Origin of the sequence: Streptomyces sp. NPDC051555, assembly GCF_044454405.1 — a bacterium.
Taxonomy (GTDB): Bacteria; Actinomycetota; Actinomycetes; order Streptomycetales; family Streptomycetaceae; genus Streptomyces.
The window spans coordinates 193,275-211,407 of sequence record NZ_JBITDP010000001.1 but is presented as its reverse complement, the minus strand read 5'-3'; the positions used below and the strand labels follow the sequence as shown (position 1 = coordinate 211,407).

General features: G+C 76.0%; 7 protein-coding genes. All 7 read right to left on the bottom strand.

Features of this window, described 5'->3' with window-relative positions; translation table 11 throughout:
* Nucleotides 1-59 precede the first annotated feature (59 nt).
* Nucleotides 60-4,673 carry an amino acid adenylation domain-containing protein gene (locus ACIBEA_RS00920; protein WP_399256493.1) on the bottom strand — a complete coding sequence of 1,538 codons (4,614 nt, stop codon included), beginning with the start codon at nt 4,671-4,673 and terminating at the stop codon, nt 60-62.
* Between the two features lie 35 nt (nt 4,674-4,708).
* Entirely contained in the window at nt 4,709-6,073 is a 1,365-nt protein-coding gene (gene glyA / locus ACIBEA_RS00915) for a serine hydroxymethyltransferase (RefSeq protein WP_399256491.1), read from the bottom strand.
* Nucleotides 6,070-9,465 carry an amino acid adenylation domain-containing protein gene (locus ACIBEA_RS00910; RefSeq protein ID WP_399256489.1) on the bottom strand — a complete coding sequence of 1,132 codons (3,396 nt, stop codon included), beginning with the start codon at nt 9,463-9,465 and terminating at the stop codon, nt 6,070-6,072. Before ACIBEA_RS00910 ends, glyA begins: the two co-directional genes overlap by 4 nt.
* Nucleotides 9,462-10,826, bottom strand: coding sequence for a cysteate synthase (locus tag ACIBEA_RS00905; protein ID WP_399256487.1), 1,365 nt, complete (start codon nt 10,824-10,826; stop codon nt 9,462-9,464). Before ACIBEA_RS00905 ends, ACIBEA_RS00910 begins: the two co-directional genes overlap by 4 nt.
* The gene (locus ACIBEA_RS00900; protein ID WP_399256486.1) at nt 10,823-16,255 is read right to left on the bottom strand and encodes an amino acid adenylation domain-containing protein; all 5,433 of its coding nucleotides are present in this window, start codon (nt 16,253-16,255) and stop codon (nt 10,823-10,825) included. The genes ACIBEA_RS00905 and ACIBEA_RS00900 overlap by 4 nt, the downstream gene beginning before the upstream one ends.
* A gap of 94 nt (nt 16,256-16,349) precedes the next feature.
* Nucleotides 16,350-16,586 (bottom strand): MbtH family protein, encoded by a 237-nt coding sequence (locus tag ACIBEA_RS00895; RefSeq protein WP_399256485.1) that lies wholly within the window; start codon nt 16,584-16,586, stop codon nt 16,350-16,352.
* A gap of 241 nt (nt 16,587-16,827) precedes the next feature.
* Complete coding sequence (locus tag ACIBEA_RS00890; RefSeq protein ID WP_399256483.1) at nt 16,828-18,117, bottom strand: hypothetical protein; 1,290 nt, start codon at nt 18,115-18,117, stop codon at nt 16,828-16,830.
* Nucleotides 18,118-18,133: the final 16 nt, after the last annotated feature.

Sequence of the window (18,133 nt, the reverse complement as noted above, 5' to 3'; positions counted from 1 at the left end):
GGTGGGGTCGGGGGTCCGGGCGGACGTGGGGTCCGGGGCGTGGGTCCGGTCGGGGGCGCTCACAGCTCCCCGCCCATCAGCGCGGCCAGGTCCTCGGCGGAGAGGTCGTCGAAGCCGGCGTCGACGGTCGGTACGGCCTCGCGCACCGGTGCGACCGGCTCGGCGAGGACTTCGGCGACCGGGGCGCGGCGCACCGCCTCGGCGTACTCGCCCAGGACCGGCGCCTCGAACAGCGCCCGTACGGTCAGCTCGCGGCCCAGCGCCTCACGGACGGCGGCGGTCACCTGGACGGCGAGCAGCGAGTGGCCGCCGAGGTCGAAGAAGTCGTCGGCGAGACCGATCCGGGCCACGCCGAGGACGGCGCTCCAGATCTCGGCGAGGGCCCGTTCGGTGTCGTCGCGCGGGGCGAGCAGGGCGGAGGAGCCGGTGGACCAGTCCGGTGCGGGGAGCGCGGCCCGGTCGAGCTTGCCGTTGGCGGTCAGCGGGAGCGCGTCCAGGGTGACGAAGGCCTCCGGAACCATGTACTCCGGCAGGCGTTCGCGCAGGTGGGTGCGGAGCCGGGGCACCAGGCCGCGGGCGGCGCGGCCGCGGTGCGGGTCGTTGGCCCAGTGCGGCCACGGCAGGCCCGCGCTGTCCCCGGCGGGCGCCGCGGCGGACTCCGGGGCGGCCCCGGCCGGGCGGAAGGCGGCGTCGAAGCGGCCGAGCGGGTCGCCGCCCGCCCAGCTCAGGTCGACGGCGAGACCGAGCTCATCGGCCAGTTCACGCAGCTCCTGCGGGTCGAGGGCGGTGGCGGTGGCGGTGGCGGTGGCGGTGGGGTCCTCGACCTCGCCCGTGGCCGTGCCCGTGGCGGTGAGGCGGGCGGCGGTACGGGCGTCCGCGTGCACCCGGCCGTTGGGGATGCCGGTGACCACGAGCGGGGAGCCGTCCAGCAGGGTCCGGAGGTCGCCGCCGGTCCACGCCACCGTGCGGGCCGGGGCGGTGGGCTCGGGCGCGGTGTCCAGGTGCAGCACCACGTCGTAGCGGTAGCGGGTCATCTCGTTGGGGTCGCGGCCGGGCTTGAGCGTCACCTCGACGCGGCCGATCCGCGGGATCTCCCGGCGCAGCGCCTCGAAGAAGCGCGGGTCCAGCAGCAGTTCGTCCTCCTGCCGCACGGCGAGGCGCACCTGGCGGGCCAGCTCCGACTCGGCCGCCCCGGCGGGCAGGCCCGGCCGCAGGACCGAGACCTGGAAGGCGTCGAGGAGGGCCAGGTGGCGCACGTCGCCGACCACGATGCGCCCGCCCGGGGCGAGCACGGCGGCGGCCTTGGTGAGCACCTCGACCAGGTAGCCGGCGCTCGGCAGGTACTGCGCCACCGAGTTGACGATCACGGTGTCGAACTCCTCGGCCGCGAGGTCGTCCACCTCGTGCCCGGCCCGGCGCAGCAGCCGTACGTGCTCCCAGCCCGCGGGCAGGTGCCGGCGGACGTGGGCGACCGCGGTCTCGGAGAGGTCCAGGCCCGTGTACCGCTCGCACGCGCCCGCCAGCCGGAAGAGGAGCAGGCCGGTACCGCTGCCGATCTCCAGGACCCGGCGCGGGCCGGTGCGGCGGACCAGCTCGACGGTGTCCTCGACCCAGCGCCGCATCTCCTCGGCGGGGATCGGCTCGCCGGTGTAACTGCTGCTCCAACCCCGGATGTTGAAGGTGGGATCGGCGCCGCCGACCTGCTCGTACTGGTCGTAGGCGGTGTCGAAGACGGTGCGCCACTGGGCGACCTGGGCGGTGTCGGCCGCGCGGACCTCCTCGCGCTCCGGCCGCGCTCCGACCTCCTGGTCGGGGACCAGGTAGGCGACGAGTCCGGTGGCGCCGTCCGGGGCCCGGCTGGGCAGCACGGCGACGTGCCGTACGCCCGGGGCGGCGCCCAACTCGGCTTCGATTTCTCCGAGTTCGACCCGGTGGCCGCGGACCTTGACCTGCTGGTCGATGCGGCCCAGGTATTCCAGCGTGCCGTCGGGCAGCCGTCGGGCCAGGTCGCCGCTGCGGTACAGGCGCGCGCCGTCGCCGAGCGGGGAGGGGACGAAGCGTTCGGCGGTCAGGCCGGGGCGGCCGAGGTAGCCGCGGGCCAGGCCCGGACCACCGACGCACAGTTCGCCGGGGACCCCGGGCGGCACGGGCTCGCCGCGCCGGTCCAGCAGGTGCACCGCGAGGTCGGCGAGCGGGTGGCCGATCACGCTGGCGGGGGCGGCCAGGTCGGCCGCGCCGAGGGTGTGCGCGGTGACGTGCACGGTGGTCTCGGTGATGCCGTACATGTTCACCAGGCGCGGTCCGTCGGGGTGCCGGGCGGCCCAGTCGCGCAGCGTGCCCGGTTCCAGGGCCTCGCCACCGAACACCACGTGCCGCAGCGCGAGCGGGCCGGTGTCGCGGGCGCCGGCCGCGGCGTCCGCGTCCGCATCCGCGAACTGGCGGAACGCGGTGGGCGTCTGGCTGAGCACGGTGACGCCCTCGGCGCGCACCAGCGCGTGGCATGCGGCGGGGGTGCGGCGGGCCTCCTGCGGCACCACGGCGATCCGGCCGCCGTGCAGCAGTGCGCCCCAGATCTCCCAGACCGAGAAGTCGAAGGCGGCCGAGTGGTAGAGGGACCAGACGTCGTCCGGGCCGAAGGACACGTCCCCGGCGGCCGCGTCGAAGAGCCGCAGCACGTTGGCGTGGGTGAGCAGCGCGCCCTTGGGCCGGCCGGTGGTGCCGGAGGTGTAGATCACGTACGCGAGGTGGTCCGGACCCAGCGGGGCCGGCTCCAGCGGCTGCGCGGACAGCGGCTGGTCGACGTCCAGGGCGGGGATGCCGGCGGCGCCGTCGACGCCGTCTGCGAGTGCGGCGTGCTCCGGGTCGGCGACCAGGGCCGTGGCGCCGCAATCGCCGAGGGTGAAGGCCAGTCGGTCGGCCGGGTGGCGCGGGTCGAGCGGGACGTAGGCGCCGCCGCTCTTGAGGATGCCGAGGATCCCGGTGACCAGGCGCACCGAGGGTTCGACGCAGATCGCCACGCGGCTCTCCGGACCCACCCCCAGCTCGCGCAGCCGTCGGGCCAGCGCGTCCGAGCGGCGGTCCAGCTCGGCGTAGGTCAGCCGCTCCTCGCCGCAGCCGACCGCGATCGCGTCGGGCCGCAGCCGGGCCTGGGCGGCGAAGGCCGCAGGCAGGTTGGCGGGCTGCGGCGCGGCGGTCCGCCGGGCCGCCCCCGCGCCGAGTTCGGCGCGGCGCTCGGCGCCGGTCAGCAGCGGCAGCGCGTCCAGGCGGGTGTCCGGGGCGTCGACCGCGGCCGCCAGCAGGCACAGCCACTGGTCGATGAACCGGCGCACGGTGCGCTCGTCGTACAGCTCGGTGCTGTAGTCGGCCAGGCCGGTCAGACCCTGCGGGGTCTCGGTGACCTGGAGGTGCAGGTCGAACTTGGCGGTGCCGGTGTCCACCGCGGCCACGTCCATCCGCAGCCCGGGCAGCTCGATCCGGGTCTCCGGGGTGTTCTGGAGGACCAGCAGCAGGTTGGCGAAGGGGGTGCGGCCGCCCGCGTCGCGGTCCGGGCGGGTCTCCTCCACGATCCGCTCGAAGGGCACGTCCTGGTGGGCGTAGGCGGCGAGCGCCGACTCCCGCACCCGGGAGGTCAGTTCGCGGAAGGTCGGGTTTCCGGACAGGTCCGCGCGCAGCGGCAGCATGTTGACGAAGAAGCCGATCAGGCCCTCGGTCTGGAGGTGGTTGCGGTTGGCGATCGGCGAGCCGATGACCAGGTCCTCCTGCCCGCTCCAGCGGTGCGCCACGGCCGTGAAGCCGGCGAGCAGGACCATGTAGAGGGTGGCGTCGTGCTCGCGGGCGAGTGCGGTCAGTCGGGTGGCCAGGTCACCGTCCAGCCGCCAGGGGAAGCAGGCTCCCGCGAAGCCCTGGCGGGCGGTGCGCGGCCGGTCGGTGGGCAGGTCCACGGTGCTGGGCGCGCCCGCCAGCCGTTCGCGCCAGTGCGCCAGTTGGCCCTCCAGCGTCTCGCCGCAGACCCGCTCGTGCTGCCAGAGCGCGAAGTCGGCGTACTGCACGGGCAGTTCGGGGAGCTCGGCGGCGTCCGCCCGGTAGTGGTGGGCCAGCTCGCGCACCAGGACGTCGAGCGACCAGCCGTCCGCCACGATGTGGTGGACGGTGAGCACCAGTACGTGCTCCTCCTCGGCCAGCCGGACCAGCACGGCGCGCAGGAGCGGTCCGGTGGCGAGGTCGAAGGGTCGGCGGCTCTCCCGCTCGGTCAGCTCGGCGAGCGCGTCCCGCCGCGCGTCCCCGCTCAGGTCCGACAGGTCGGTGAGCGGCAGCGCGATCCCGGCCGGGGCGAGGACGACCTGCTCGGGGCGGCCGTCCTCGACGCGGAAGGTGGTGCGCAGCGCCTCGTGCCGGGCCACCACCCGGCCCAGGGCCCCCTCGAAGGCGGCGGCGTCCAGCCGTCCGGTCAGCCGGACGGTGCAGGCGATGCTGTAGAGCGGGCTCGGACCGGCGAACTGCTCGACGAACCAGAGGCGCTGCTGGGCGAAGGACAGCGGCAGCCGGACCCCTTCGGGGCGCCGGGCGATCAGGTCGGCGGCGCCGGCGCGGGCGATGCCCTGCTGCTGGAGCAGCTTGGCGAGCAGCCGGCGCTTGTCGGAGGAGAGCGCGGTGCGCTGGGGTGACTGGCTCATTGGGTGGTCCCGGGAGGGTCGGTGGCGGGAGGTGGTCAGGCCGGCAGGTGGTGCGGCATCGGGAACTCCCGGCAGAGCCGGGTGACTTCGCTCCGCACCTCGGCGCGCACGGCATCGTCGAGGGTGAACTCGCGCTCGCCGCGGGGCACCACGGCGGTGAGCACCCGGTCGATCAGCGCGGCACAGCGGCGCATCTCGACGGGGCCCATGGCGCGCAGCGCGAGGGTGTTGGTGCCGAAGCGGATGCCGCTGGTGACCCGGGGGCCGTGGGGGTCGTCCGGGATCCGGTTGCGGTTGACGACGATCCCGCACTCGGCCAGCGCGGATTCCGCGATCGCACCGGTCAGGCCGCGGGGGCCGAGATTGAGCAGCACCATGTGGTTGTCGGTGCCGCCGGTGACCAGGGTGTGGCCGAGTCCGGTGAAGGCGTCCGCGAGTTCGCGGGCGTCGGACACCACGCGCTCGGCGAGGGAGCGGAACTCCGGCTGGGCGGCGATGTCGAAGGCGCGGGCCTTGGCCGCGACCGCGCCCAGGTCCGGGGTGCCCTGGAGGAAGGGGAAGGTGCCGTGCGACATCGCCTGGGCCAGCGTGCGCCGGGTGCCGGGCACGGGCAGGTCGGCGTCGCGGCCGAGCAGGATCAGGCCGCCGCGGGGCCCGTACAGCTGCTTGTAGGTGCTGGTGGTGGTGGCGTGCGCGTGGTCCACCGGGCTGGGGTGCAGTCCGGCCGCGACCAGGCCGGCTATGTGTGAGATGTCGGCGAGCAGGAAGGCGCCCACCTCGTCGGCGATCTGCCGGAACCGGGGGAAGTCCACGGTGCGCGGGTAGGCGCTGGCGCCGCAGACGATCACCTTGGGGCGGTGCTCCCGGGCCAGTGCGGCGACCTGCTCGTAGTCGAGCATGCCGTCGGCGTCGGTGCCGTAGCCGACCGCGTGGAAGAAGCGGCCGGAGACCGAGGCCGGGGAGCCGTGGGTGAGGTGCCCGCCGGCGCTGAGCTCCATGCCGAGCAGGGTGTCGCCCGGCTTCATCAGGGTGCACAGGACGATCTGGTTGGCGGTGCTGCCCGAGTGCGGCTGTACGTTGGCGTACCGGGCGCCGAACAGCGAGCGGGCCCGGGCCACCGCCAACCGCTCGACCTCGTCGACCAGTTCGCATCCGGCGTGGTAGCGGGCGCCGGGGTAGCCCTCGGTGGTGACGTTGGAGATGCTCGCTCCGGCGCAGGCCAGGACCGAGGGGTCCGCGCTGCTGGAGGCGGCCACCATGGCCAGGGTGTCGTTCTGCCGGGCGTGTTCGCGCTCCAGCAGGTCGCTGAGCAGCGGGTCGGCGGCGGCCAGGCGCTGGGCGCCGTAGCCCGCGTAGTCGGCGAGGACCCCGGTGCCCGCGGTCGTGGTGGTGGTGCTCATGCCATGCTCTCCTCGTGTTCGGCGAGCAGCCCGAGGGCCTCCTCGTCGGTCATCTCCAGCAGTCCGGCCGCGATGTGGGCCACGGCCGCGACGTCCGTTCCGCCCTCGTGGCCCCGGGCGACGAGGCGCTGCGCCTGCTCGGCGAGGGTGGACGCCTCGAAGAGGTCGCGCAGGGGCAGTTCGACGCCGAAGGTCTCCAGCAGCGCCGAGGCGAGCCGGGTGGCGAGCAGGGAGTGGCCGCCGAGCGCGAAGAAGTCGTCCTCGGCGCCGACCCGGTCGGTCTCCAGCAACTCGGCCCAGAGCGCGGCGAGCACCAGTTCGACGTCGTCACGGGGGGCCACGTACGCGGCGCTCGCGCGCTCGGCCAGGCCGTCGGGCTCGGGCAGCGCCCCGCGGTCCACCTTGCCGTTGGGCGACAGGGGCAGCGCGTCCAGCGTGACGAAGGCCGTCGGGACCATGTGCTCGGGCAGCTCCGCGCCCAGCAGTGCGCGCAGTTCGGCGGCCGACGGGACCGCGGCGGCGTCCCCGGTGGGCACCAGGTAGCCGATCAGGCGCCGGTCGTCGCCGCTGCCGTGGGCGCTGACCACGGCCCGGTCGATGTCGGGGTGGCGGCGCAACACGGCCTCGATCTCGCCGAGTTCGATGCGCAGGCCGCGCAGTTTGACCTGGTGGTCGAGGCGCCCGATGAGCTCGATCACCCCGTCGGCGCGGGTGCGGGCGAGGTCGCCGGTGCGGTACAGCCGCGCTCCGCTCGGCACCGGGCCGGTGCCGGCGCCCGGGTGCGGGCGGTAGCGGTCCGCGGTCAGAGCGGGTCGGTGCAGGTAGCCGCGGGTCAATCCGGTGCCGGCCAGGCAGAGTTCGCCCGGCACGCCGATCGGGGCCGGTGCCAGACCGGGGGTCAGGACGACGGCCTGCTGGTTCACCATGGGGCGGCCGTAGGGGATGCTCGTCCACGCCGGGTCGGTTTCGATCACGGGGTAGGTGATCGAGTGGATGGACGCCTCGGTGGCGCCGCCGAGCGCGATGAAGGCCAGGTCCGGTGCGAGGCGGCGCAGCCGCGCGGGCAGCCCCACCGGGATCCAGTCGCCGCCGAAGAAGGCCGCCTTGAGCCGGGGCAGTCGGACCCCCCGCTCCTCCCCCGCCCGGACGAAGGCGTCGGCCAGGGCCGGCGCCGAGTTCCACACCGTCACCTTGTACCGGCGCACCAGGTCCACCCAGTGGTGCGGGTCGCGGGCCCGGTCCGGGTGCGGCATGACCACCGCGCCGCCCGCCGCCAGGATGCCGAGCGTCTCGTAGACGAACATGTCGAAGCTGGGGGACGACAGGCCGAGCACCCGGTCACCGGCCTCGATGCCGTAGGTGTCGTTGAGGTCGAGCAGGTTGTTGACCACGCCGCGGTGCGGGACGGCGATCCCCTTGGGGGTGCCGGTGGAGCCCGAGGTGTAGATGACGTAGGCGAGGTGGTCCGGGACCAGCGCGGCCGGCCGCCGCCGGGTGTCGGGCCACTGCTCGGCGTCCTCCACCTCCAGCACCTCGGCCCCGACGGCCGGCAGCAGGTCGGCCAGGGCCCGCTCGGTGAGGACCACCGGCGGGGCCGCGTCCCGGAGCATGAAGGCCAGGCGCTGCGCGGGGTAGGCCGGGTCCAGCGGCAGGTAGGCGCCGCCCGCCTTCAGCACGCCGAGCACGGCCGCCACCAGCGCCGGGCCCTTCGACAGGCAGAGCCCGACGGTGGTGTCCGGGCCCACGCCCAGCTCGGTCAGGCGTCCGGCGATCCGCTCGGCCAGCGCGTCGAGCCCGGCGTAGGTCAGCTCGCCGGCGGGGCCGACGACGGCCGGTGCCTGGGGGTCCGCGGCCGACCGCTGCTCGAAGAGCTCGTGCAGCAGGGCTCCGCCCTGCGGGTAGGCGTGGGCCGTGTCGTTCCACTCCACCAGGGCCTGGTGCCGCTCGGCCGGGGTGAGGACCGCCAGCGCCGTCAGCCGGGTACCGGGCTCGGCGACCGCGGCGGCCAGCAGGGTCTGCCAGTGGCCGATCAGGCGCTGGACCGTGGCCGCGTCGAACAGGTCGCTCGCGAACTCGACGGTACCGGTGAAGGCGCCGTCCACCTCGCGCAGTTGGAGGTTGAGGTCGGTCTGCGCGCCGCCGCGCGGCACTTCCCGCACGGTGACCGAGAGGCCGGGCAGCTCGGGTGCGGCCAGCGGCGCGTTCTGTACGAGCAGCAGTGACTGCACCAGCGGGTTGTGACTGAGCGCCGGGGCCGTCGGCCGCTCCGGGAGCATCCGCTCGAAGGGCAGCTCCTGGTGCTCGAAGGCGGCCAGCGCGGCCGCACGGACGCGGCCCAGCAGCTCCTCGAAGGTCGGGTCGCCGGCCAGCGAGGTGCGCAGCGGCAGGATGTTGATGAAGCAGCCGATCAGTGTCTCGGCCTCGGGCGGGCGCACGGCCGCGCCGGTGCCGACCACGATGTCCTCGCTGCCGCTGTGCAGGGCCAGTACCGCTTGGAAGGCGGCCAGCAGCGCCATGAACGGGGTGACCCCGGCCCGCCGGCACAGGGCCCGGACCCCGGCGGACAGCTCTGCCGGGAGCTCCACCGCGAGCGTGTCCCCGCGCAGCGACTGCACGGCCGGGCGCGGCCGGTCGCCGGGCAGTTCCAGCAGTTCGGGGGCGCCGGCGAGCGCCCGGTGCCAGTGGGCCTGGCCCGCCTCGTCGACGGCGGCCCGGGCCTCGGCCTCCCAGACGGCGAAGTCGCCGTACTGGATGGGCAGTTCGGGCAGATCGTCGGCGTGTCCGGCATAGCCCTGGGCCAGTTCGGCCAGCAGGATGCCGATCGACCACATGTCGGCCACGAGGTGGTGCACGGTGATCGCCAGCACGTGGCGCTCCGGCGCCAGCCGGTGCAGGGCCGCGCGCAGCAGCGGGCCGCGGGTCAGGTCGAAGGGGCGTGCGGCGTCGGCCGCCAGTACGCGCTCCAGCTCGGCGTCCGCGGTCTCCCGCCGCTCCAGGGCGAACGTCGCCCGCTCGTCGACCAGTTGGACCAGCTCGCCGTCCGCCTGCTCGAAGCAGGTGCGCAGCGACTCGTGCCGGTGGACCAGCCCGGTCAGCGCGCCCTCCAGGGCTGCGGTGTCGAGCGGGCCGTCCAGGTGCAGGGCGAACGGCAGGTGGTAGGCGCTGGTGCCGGGGATCAGCCGCTCCACCAGCCAGATCCGGCGCTGGGCCGAGGTGGCGGGAAAGGCGAACTGCTGCATGGTCTGCTCTGCTTTCTGCCGACCGGATGGGACGGGGACGACGTCAGGGGCGGTGTGGGGAGCGGTGTCGGGAGCGACATCGGGCGCGGGAAGGTGCGCGGGGGTGACGCCGGGGGCGACGCCGTGGGTGGCGCCGTGGGGCGGGGTCGTCATGCGCCGGTCACCAGGTAGGCGGCGGCCTCGGCGCCCAGCCCGGCCGGTATCCGCAGGTCGGGGTGGACCGGGACGGGCGGGTGGGTGCGCGCGCGGCGGGCCCGGCCGCCGCCCGTCACGTGCAGCAGTACGGTCTCCTCGGGCCGGATCCGGCCGGCGGCGACCGCCTGGCGCAGCCCGGCCGCGGCGACCGCCGCGGCGGGTTCGATGTCGATGCCCTCGGCCGCCGCGAACAGCCGCCCGGCGGCCACCGCTTCGGCGTTGTCCACCGCACGCAGCTCGCCGCCGCTCTCGGTGACGATCTCGCGCACCCCGCCCGCCACCGCGTACGGCGGCTTGCGCGTGGTCAGTTCCGGGGCGTGTACGGCGGCCACCGCCGCCCGCACCTCGGGGCCGCAGCCGATGACCGGCGCGTCCAGGCCCTCTTGCCACGCACGGACCATCGGCGCGAAGGGCGCGTTCTGGCAGAGCGTCAGCCGCGGCAGCCCGCCCGCCGCGGCGCCCGGGCGCTGGGCCGCCGGGAAGCCGGCCGCCAGCAGCCGCCGGGCCGCCTGGTGCGCGGCGATCGCGCCGGCCCCGCTGCCCACCGCCTGCACGTAGTGGTCCGGCAGGCGACCGATGGTCTCGGCCGCGGCGAGCAGCGCGGTCCCCAGGCCGTCGCGGCGGGCCACGTTGCGGGTGCCGCCCTCGGCCTGGAATCCGGGCCGGGCGCAGATCGCGTCGGCCAGGTCGATCGCGTCGGTGTAGTCGCCGGCGACGGTCACCAGGCGCACACAGTCGGCGCGTTCGCCCGCGGCGCCGAGCGCGGGCAGCGCCGCCTCCGGCACCACGAGCACGCAGTCCACGCGCTGGCGCGAACAGGCCCGCAGGAAGGCCGCGGCGGTGTTCCCGGCCGAGGCGACGACCAGGACCGGCGGGCGCTCGGGCAGCCGGGCCAGCACCGCCTGCGCCTCCAGCTCCTTGAAGCTGCCGGTCTCCAGCGCCGCGCCGCGCTCGGGCCAGTAGCCGCTGAAGGCGACCCACAGCTCGGGCAGTCCCAGCTCGCGGCCCAGGGCCTCGGCCCGGTAGGTGGCGCCGATGGCGCCCTCGGGCAGCTCCCGGCCGGCGGTCGGCAGCCAGCAGGCGTAGCGGAACGGGCCGGTGCCGGGCCCGGGGGTGAAGGGGCGGGCGTACTCGGTGGTGAGCAGGCCGGGCCGGTGCGCCTCGGCGCAGTCCAGCCGCAGGCCGTCGTCCTCGTGGCTCTCGCGGCAGACCGGACATCGCAGCAGGTACGAACGGTCCACCGGGGAGCCACCGGGGCCGGCGTGCGGCCGCTCGGCCCGCTCGGCCCGCTCGGCCGGGAGGTAGGGGACGGAGGTCATCGTGCTTCCCCCTCGGCGACCGCGCCGGTGAGCACCGGGCGCAGCGCGCCGTCGGACCCGCGGCTGACGGCGTAGCGGCCGCGGTCCACCCGGACCGGGGCCGGCCGCGCAGCCGGGACGGACCCGGGGCCGCGGTCCGCGGCCTCGACCAGGGTGGCCACGGCGGCAACCGTGGGCCGGTCGAAGAGCAGGTGCAGGGCCGGTGCGGCGCCGAACTCGGCCCGCAGGCGCTCGGCGAAGCGGGCCAGCAGCAGCGAGTGCGCACCGCGGTCGAAGAGGTCCTCGTGGCGTCCGATCCGCTCGGCTCCGAGCAGCTCGGCGAGCATGGCGGCGATCCGCTGCTCGGTCGGCCCGACCGGCTCCTCCACGACGCCCGACGGACGGGTGGTCTCCGGCTCGGGCAGGGCCCGCCGGTCCACCTTGGCGTTCGCGGTCAGCGGGAGTTCGTCCAGCGTCACCAGCAGCGAGGGGACCGCGTAGCCGGGCAGGGTGCGCCGCAGTTCCTCGCGCAGCGCGGCGGGGGTCGCGGGGGTGCCGTGCTGTTCCAGGTAGCCGACCAGCCGGGCCCGCGCGCCCTCGCCGTCCACGACGACCGCGGCGCGGCGCACCGCGGGCAGCCGCTCCAACGCGGTCTCGATCTCGCCGAGTTCGATGCGGTGCCCGTGCAGTTTGACCTGGGTGTCGGAGCGGCCGACGAAGAGCAGCTCACCACCGGGGCCGCGCCGCACGAGGTCTCCGGTGCGGTAGAGCCGGGCGCCCGGGACCGCGCCGAAGGCGTCGGGGACGAAGCGTTCCGCGGTCAGGCCGGGCCGGTCCAGGTAGCCGTGGGCCAGGCCGTCGCCGCCGATCAACAGCTCGCCGGTGACCCCGTCCGGGACCGGCTGGAGGAGCGGATCGACCAGGTAGAGCCGGGTGTTGGCGACCGGGGTGCCCAGGGGCAGTTCCCCGTCGGCCGTGGTCAGTTCGCCGCGCGCCGACCACACCGTGGTCTCGGTCGGCCCGTAGACCTGCCAGAGCCGTGCGCCGCGGGCCAGCAGTTCCGCGGCCTGCTCCACGGGCAGCCGCTCGCCGCCGCACAGCGCGGTCAGCCCGGGGGTGCCCGCCCAGCCGGCGTCCAGCAGCAGCTGCCAGGTGACCGGGGTGGCCTGGAGGTGGCTGATCCCACCGGTCTCCAGGCAGGCCCTCAGTCGGGAGCCGTCGCCCGCCGTGGCCGCGTCGGCCAGGTGCACGGTCGCGCCGTGGACCAACGGCAGGAAGTACTCCAGCGCGGCGATGTCGAAGGCCGGGGTGGTGACGGAGAGCCAGCCCGCGCCGGGGGCGAGCCCTAGGTCGCGCTGGAAGGAGGCCAGCAGGTTGGCCAGGGCCCGGTGCGGGACCACCACGCCCTTGGGGCGACCGGTCGAGCCGGAGGTGTGCAGGACGTACGCCGGCGATTGCGGCGCGATCGTGGTGTCGGCGTCGCGCTCCGCCTCGGCGATGGTGTCGAGCGCCAGCACGGTCCAGTCCCCGGCGGGCACCCGGTCGGCGGGCAGGTCGCTCAGCACCGCCGCGGCGGCGCCGTCGGCGAGCACCAGGGCCAGCCGGTCGGCCGGGTGGCCCGGGTCGAGCGGCAGGTAGGCGGCGCCGGACTTGAGCACGCCGAGCAGGGCGGCGAGCAGCCGCGGGGTGCGCGGCAGCAGGACGGCCACCGTGCGGCCGGGGCCGATGCCCAGAGCGCGCAGCCGGGCGGCGACGCCGTCGGCCAGCCGGTCCAGGGTCCGGTAGTCCAACTCCTCGCCGCCCTCGGGACCGGCGGCGCGGACCGCCACGGCGCGCGGGGTGCGCGCGGCCTGGGCCTCGAAGCGGCGCACCACCCCGTCGGCGGGGTCGTAGGCGAGGGCGGTGTCGTTGCCCGCGGCGAGGACGGCGGCCCGCTCGGCCGGGGCCAGCAGGGGCAGTTCGCCCGCCGGGCGGGCGGCGTCGGCCGCGATCTCCGCCAGCAGGGTGGTGAAGTGGGCGGCGAAGCGCCGGGCGGTCGCCGGCAGGTAGCGGTCGGTGTCGTAGCGGACCGCACCGGCCAGGCCGCCCGCCGCCTCGCCCAGAGTCAGTTGGAGGTCGAACTGGCTGCCGCCGACCGGCAGTGCCAGCGTCGAGCAGTCCAGGGCGCCGAGGGCGAAGGGCACGCCGTCCCGACCGGTGGCCATCGCCACCAGGGCCTCGGCGTGCTCGCCGGGTGCCTGCTGGAGGCTGAACAGGCTGCGCACCAGCGGGCGGCCGCCCTGGTCGCGGTCCGGGCGGATCAGCTCGACCAGTGCCGGGAACGGCACCTCGGCGCCGTCCAGCGCGAGCCGCGCGCTCTCCCGCACCCGGGCCAGCAGGGCCGTGAACGGCTCGGCGGCCTCGATCCGGACGCGCAACGGCACGGTGTTGACCAGGCTGCCGACCGTACGGGCGAAGGCGGCGTCGTCCCGCCCGTGGGTCGGGGTGCCGACGACCACGTCGTGCTCGCCGGTGCTGCGGGCGAGCAGGAGCTGGAAGGCCGCCAGCAGCACCGTGTACAGGGTGCTGCCCTCGCGCCGGGCCAGCGCCGTCAGCGCTTCGGTGGTGGCGGCGTCCACCTCCACCGGCAGCGCGGCGCCGCGCATCCGCTGGCGCCGGGGCGGCGTCAGGTCGGCGGGGAGGGAGGTGCCGGAGCGGACCCCGGCCAGGGCCGTGCGCCACCCGTCCAGGCGGCGCCGTCCGGCCGCGGTGTCGACCAGGGCGAGCTGGCGACGGGCGTACGCCGCGAACGGGGCGCCCGCTTCGCTTCCGGCGCCGGCGTCCGCATCAGGAGCGGCGGCGGTCGCAGCCGCGTCGCCGACGGCCAGCTCGTCCAGCAGCAGGGACAGCGACCACAGGTCGGCCACCAGGTGGTGGGCGGTCAGGACCAGGTGGTGACCCCCCTCGGCCCCGCTGAAGAGCCGGGCCCGCAGCAGCGGTCCGACCTCCAGGTCGAAGGGCTGCTCGGCGGCCTCGGTCAGGCGGGCGGCCAGCTCGGTCGCGCTCCAGCCGGAGGCGTCGACCTGCTCGAAGGCGGGCGGGAGGTCGGCGTGCACCCGCTGGACGGGTCCGGAGCCGGTGCGGGGGAAGGTGCTGCGCAGCACCGCGTGCCGCCGGGTCAGGCCCGCCAGGGCGGCCCCGAGGGCGGTCGGGTCGAGCGCGCCGTGCACGCGGAAGGCGGTGGAGACCAGGTAGGCGGGGCTCTCGGGGGCGACCTGGTGCAGCAGCCACAGGGCGGCCTGGTTCGGCGAGAGCGGGTGGTCCCCGGGCTCGGTGGGGGCGGTGGGCTCCTGCGCGCCGGCCGGTCCGGGCGCGGCGCCCGCTTCCTCGAAGCGCTCGGCGAGCAGGGCGGCCAGTCCGGCCAGGTCCAGTGCGAGCGCCTCGGTCAGGGTCAGGTCCACGCCCAAGGCGGTGTGCAGTTCGTGCCGCAGCCGGACCGCGCCGAGCGAGTCCAGGCCCAGTTCGGCGAGCCGGTGCTCGGGGGCGAGGTCCGCCGCGTCCAGTCCGAGCCGGGCCGCGAGCAGGGAGCGCAGGGCGGCCAGCAGCACCGCCGGGCGTTCGGTCGGCTCGGCGCCGCGCAGCGCGGCGGCGTCCAGGGCGGACGCCTGCTCCACGGAGGCGCCCTGCGGGCGGCCGCTGTGGGCCAGCGCGGTGAGGTCGCCCTCGCGGTAGGAGGCGGCGCACACGTGGCGCTGCACCTTGCCGCTGGAGGTGCGCGGCAGCGTCGCGGCGCGGATCAGCACCACCGCGGCCGGTCGTATCCCGTGCGCCTCGGCGACGGCCTCGCGCACCGCGCGGGCCAGCGCGCCCAGGTCACCGTCCTGGTGGTCCCGGGACACTTCCTGGACGATCACCAGCTCGGCGGTGCCGGCCAGTTCGACCTGGACGGCGGCGCCGCAGTTGGCGCGCAGCGCGGGGTGGACGGCGGACACGCTCTGCTCGATGTCCTGCGGGTAGTGGTTGCGGCCGCGGACGATGATCAGGTCCTTGAGGCGGCCGGTGACGTACAGCTCGCCCTCGTGGAGCAGGCCGAGGTCGCCGGTGCGCAGGAAGGCGGGGGCCTCGGCCCCGGCTCCTTCGGCGCTCTGGTCGTCGGCGAGGCGGGCGCCGAAGGTGGCCGCGGTGTGCTCGGGCCGGTTCCAGTAGCCCTGGGCCACGCTCGGGCCGGCGAGCCAGATCTCGCCGATCTCCCCGGCGGGCAGCACCCGTCGGGTGACCGGGTCGACGATCTCCAGCCGCTGCGAGTCGTCCGGGCGGCCGCTGCTGACCAGCTCGGTGGTCCCCTCGGTCCCCTGGGTCGCCTCGGTGACCGGCTCGGTGGCCGACTCGTCCGCCGCCGCGCCGGTACCGGCGAGCAGTGCGTTCGGGGCCGAGAAGCGTGCCGGGGCCGTGCCGTGCGGCTTGCAGGAGACGATCAGGGTGGCCTCGGCCAGCCCGTAGCAGGGGGTGAAGGCCTCGGCCCGGAAGCCCGCAGGGGCGTACGCCTCGGCGAACCGCCGGAAGGTCTCGGCGCGCACCGGCTCGGCGCCGTTGAACGCCACCTCCCAGCTGCTCAGGTCGAGTCCGGCCAGCACCTCGGGGGTGGCCAGGTCGGCGCACAGGTCGTAGGCGAAGTTGGGGCCGCCGCTGACCGTGGCCCGGCTGCGGCTGATCTCGCGCAGCCAGCGCAGCGGGTCCTGGGCGAAGGAGGTGGGGGACATCAGCGAGCAGGAGCCCTGGTAGTACAGCGGCTGGAGCATGCCGCCGATGAGTCCCATGTCGTGGAAGAGCGGCAGCCAGGACATGCCGCGGGTGGCGCCGGTGGTGCGGAAGGCGCGCTGGATCAGGGCCGAGTTGTGCAGCAGGTTCCCGTGTGTCAGCACCACGCCGCGCGGCGCCGAGGTGGAGCCGGAGGTGTACTGGAGGAAGGCCACGGTGTCGGGGCCGACCCGCGGGTGGTGCCACTCCCCCGCTTCCTCGTCCGGCACCCGGTCGGTCGCCAGCAGGCGCAGTACGTCCATCACCGCGCCGTCCGGGTCGTCGGGCAGCAGCCGGTCGCGGACGGCGGCGGTGGTCAGCGCCACCGTCGCCCCGCAGTCCGCGACGATGTCGACGAGCCGCTCCAGGGAGCGCGGTCGACGGTTGGGCGGGTAGACCGGCACCGCGACGGCCCGGGCGTACAGGCAGCCGATGAAGGAGACGACGTAGTCCAGACCCGGCGGCTGGAGCAGCAGCACCGGGCGGTCGGTCAGACCGAGGCGCTGCAACCGGGCGGCGACGGCGCGGGCCCGCCGGTCGAGCTGTCCGTAGCTGAGCCGCTCGACCGGTGCGTCCTCCTTTCCGGAGAACTCGAAGGCCGTGCGGTCCGGATCGGCCGCCGCGGTGGCGGAGATGGCCGAGATCCAGTCCTGATGCTCAAGTCGCGGGTCCACGCGTTGTTCCCTCACCGTTCGGTGTCCGATGCCCTGTTCCTGCTGCCGCCGTCGGCGGCCGTTCGCCCTCAGGCGCTCGTGATTCGGCCCGTGCTCAGCCCGCGGTCGCCGGCGCGGCGGCCTCGGCGGCCTGCCGCTCCATGGCCACGCGCAGGCTCAGCGGCCGCATGTCGGTCCACACCTCGTCGATGTGGGCCAGGCACAGGGCCTTCTCGCCCTGCGGGCCCTCGCCGCGCCACCCGGCCGGCAGTTCCCGGTCGGCCGGCCAGATCGAGTACTGCTCCTCGTCGTTGACGACGACCTGGTAGACGGTGCTGTCCTCGCTGCTCATCACTGCGCTCCGATTTCGCTGGGTGGGTGGGTACCGGTGGGCCCGTGCAGCCGCCCGGTGCGGTGCCGGCCGTACGGGCCGGCCGTTCTGTCTTCGATGCTGTCGCCCGGCCCTGATCGGGATCTGGGCCCGCGCTGGGCCCGCCCTGGCCGGGCGCGGACGTTCTTCCGGCGGCTCCCGGGCGCCGGTCCGGCGCCCGGCCGGCGGCGCGGTGACCGGTGCCCGGCGGCTCACTGACGGCTCACTGAACGCCGACTGAAGGCCGCTCGACCGGGCCGAGGGCGGGGAACAGCCGGGCCTCGGCCGCGTCGCGGAGGTAGGAGGCTCCGGCGGTGCCGCCGGTGCCGCGCACCTGGCCGATCACCTTCATCGTGATGCCCCAGTGGGTCCGCTTCATCGCCCCCCAGGAATCGTCCAACTCCCGCATGCTGGAGCTGAGTTCCCCCTCGGAGAGCGGGCCGCGCAGCAGGGCGCGGTGCAGCTCCGGCGAGGACTGCTCGACGGTCCGGTAGGCGATGGACTGCACCGCGCTGCGGCCGTCGGTGTTGGCGCGGATCACCGCGAAGGCGTCCTTGGGCATGGTGGTCAGCACCCGGAACACTCCGGAGGTCCCGGTCACCTGCCGCGTCGCGTCCGTCAGCAGCTCCCGGGCCAGGTCGGCCCGGCCGGTGGCCACCGCGTCGGTGGCGGCCGCTATGGACCGGGCGACGGCGGCGAAGACCGCCTCGAAGATCTGGATGATCCGGATGAACATCTGCTCGTCGTGGCAGCGGGTGGTCGGGGTCAGCGTCAGTTCCACCGCCCGCAGCACGTCGGCGGGCACCGCGTCCCGCGCCGCCGCGACCGCGTCGGCGCAGGCCCGGACCAGCTCGGCCGGATCGTCCGGCGCCGCCTGCGGCCCGGCGGCGTCCGCGCAGCCGGTCGGGAGACCGGCCGCGGCGGTGAGGGCGCGCAGGGCCGCCCGGGTACGGGCCCGCCCGGCCGGGGCTCCGACCAGCGTGGCGGCCTCGACGGCGACCACGTCGGCCAGCAGGGCGGTGATCACCTGCTCCGTGCGGGCGCCGGCCCCGGACATGGACGCGGACGCGGAGCCGGAGCCCGACGCGGCCAGCGAGGCGTAGACCGGAGTGCCGAGGTAGCTGTCGTAGTCGCCCTGCGCACCGTCCACCACCTGCGGCAGCCAGTCCGCGAGCAGCCGCGCGGCGGCCCCGTCCGGCGCCGCGGGTGCGACGGCGCGCAGGGCGCCCAACAACTCCGCGCCGACCTCGTTCTTGCCGACGGCCCGGTAGTGGCCGAGGACCGCGCGGTAGGGGAAGCGGGCGGCGTCCCGACCATCGGCCCGCCAGTGCGCGAGGGCGCGCAGCGCGCGGTGCGGATCCAGATCGGCCGGGTCGGGCCGGGCGGCGGCCAGGCTGGGGCCGCCGACACCGGGCGCCCGGGTCGGGTCCACGGCCGGTGCGGGGGCCGGGGCGGTGGCGGGAGCGGTGGAGACGGCCCCGGCGGCGGGGGCCGGGGAAAGGGCGGTGGTCACGGGTGGCTCCGATCGG

Coding starts and splice junctions, on each gene's coding strand:
- ACIBEA_RS00920 (WP_399256493.1), bottom strand. CDS start 4,673: ATGAGCCAGTCACCCCAGCGCACCGCGCTCTCCTCCGACAAGCGCCGG.
- glyA (WP_399256491.1), bottom strand. CDS start 6,073: ATGAGCACCACCACCACGACCGCGGGCACCGGGGTCCTCGCCGACTAC.
- ACIBEA_RS00910 (WP_399256489.1), bottom strand. CDS start 9,465: ATGACGACCCCGCCCCACGGCGCCACCCACGGCGTCGCCCCCGGCGTC.
- ACIBEA_RS00905 (WP_399256487.1), bottom strand. CDS start 10,826: ATGACCTCCGTCCCCTACCTCCCGGCCGAGCGGGCCGAGCGGGCCGAG.
- ACIBEA_RS00895 (WP_399256485.1), bottom strand. CDS start 16,586: ATGAGCAGCGAGGACAGCACCGTCTACCAGGTCGTCGTCAACGACGAG.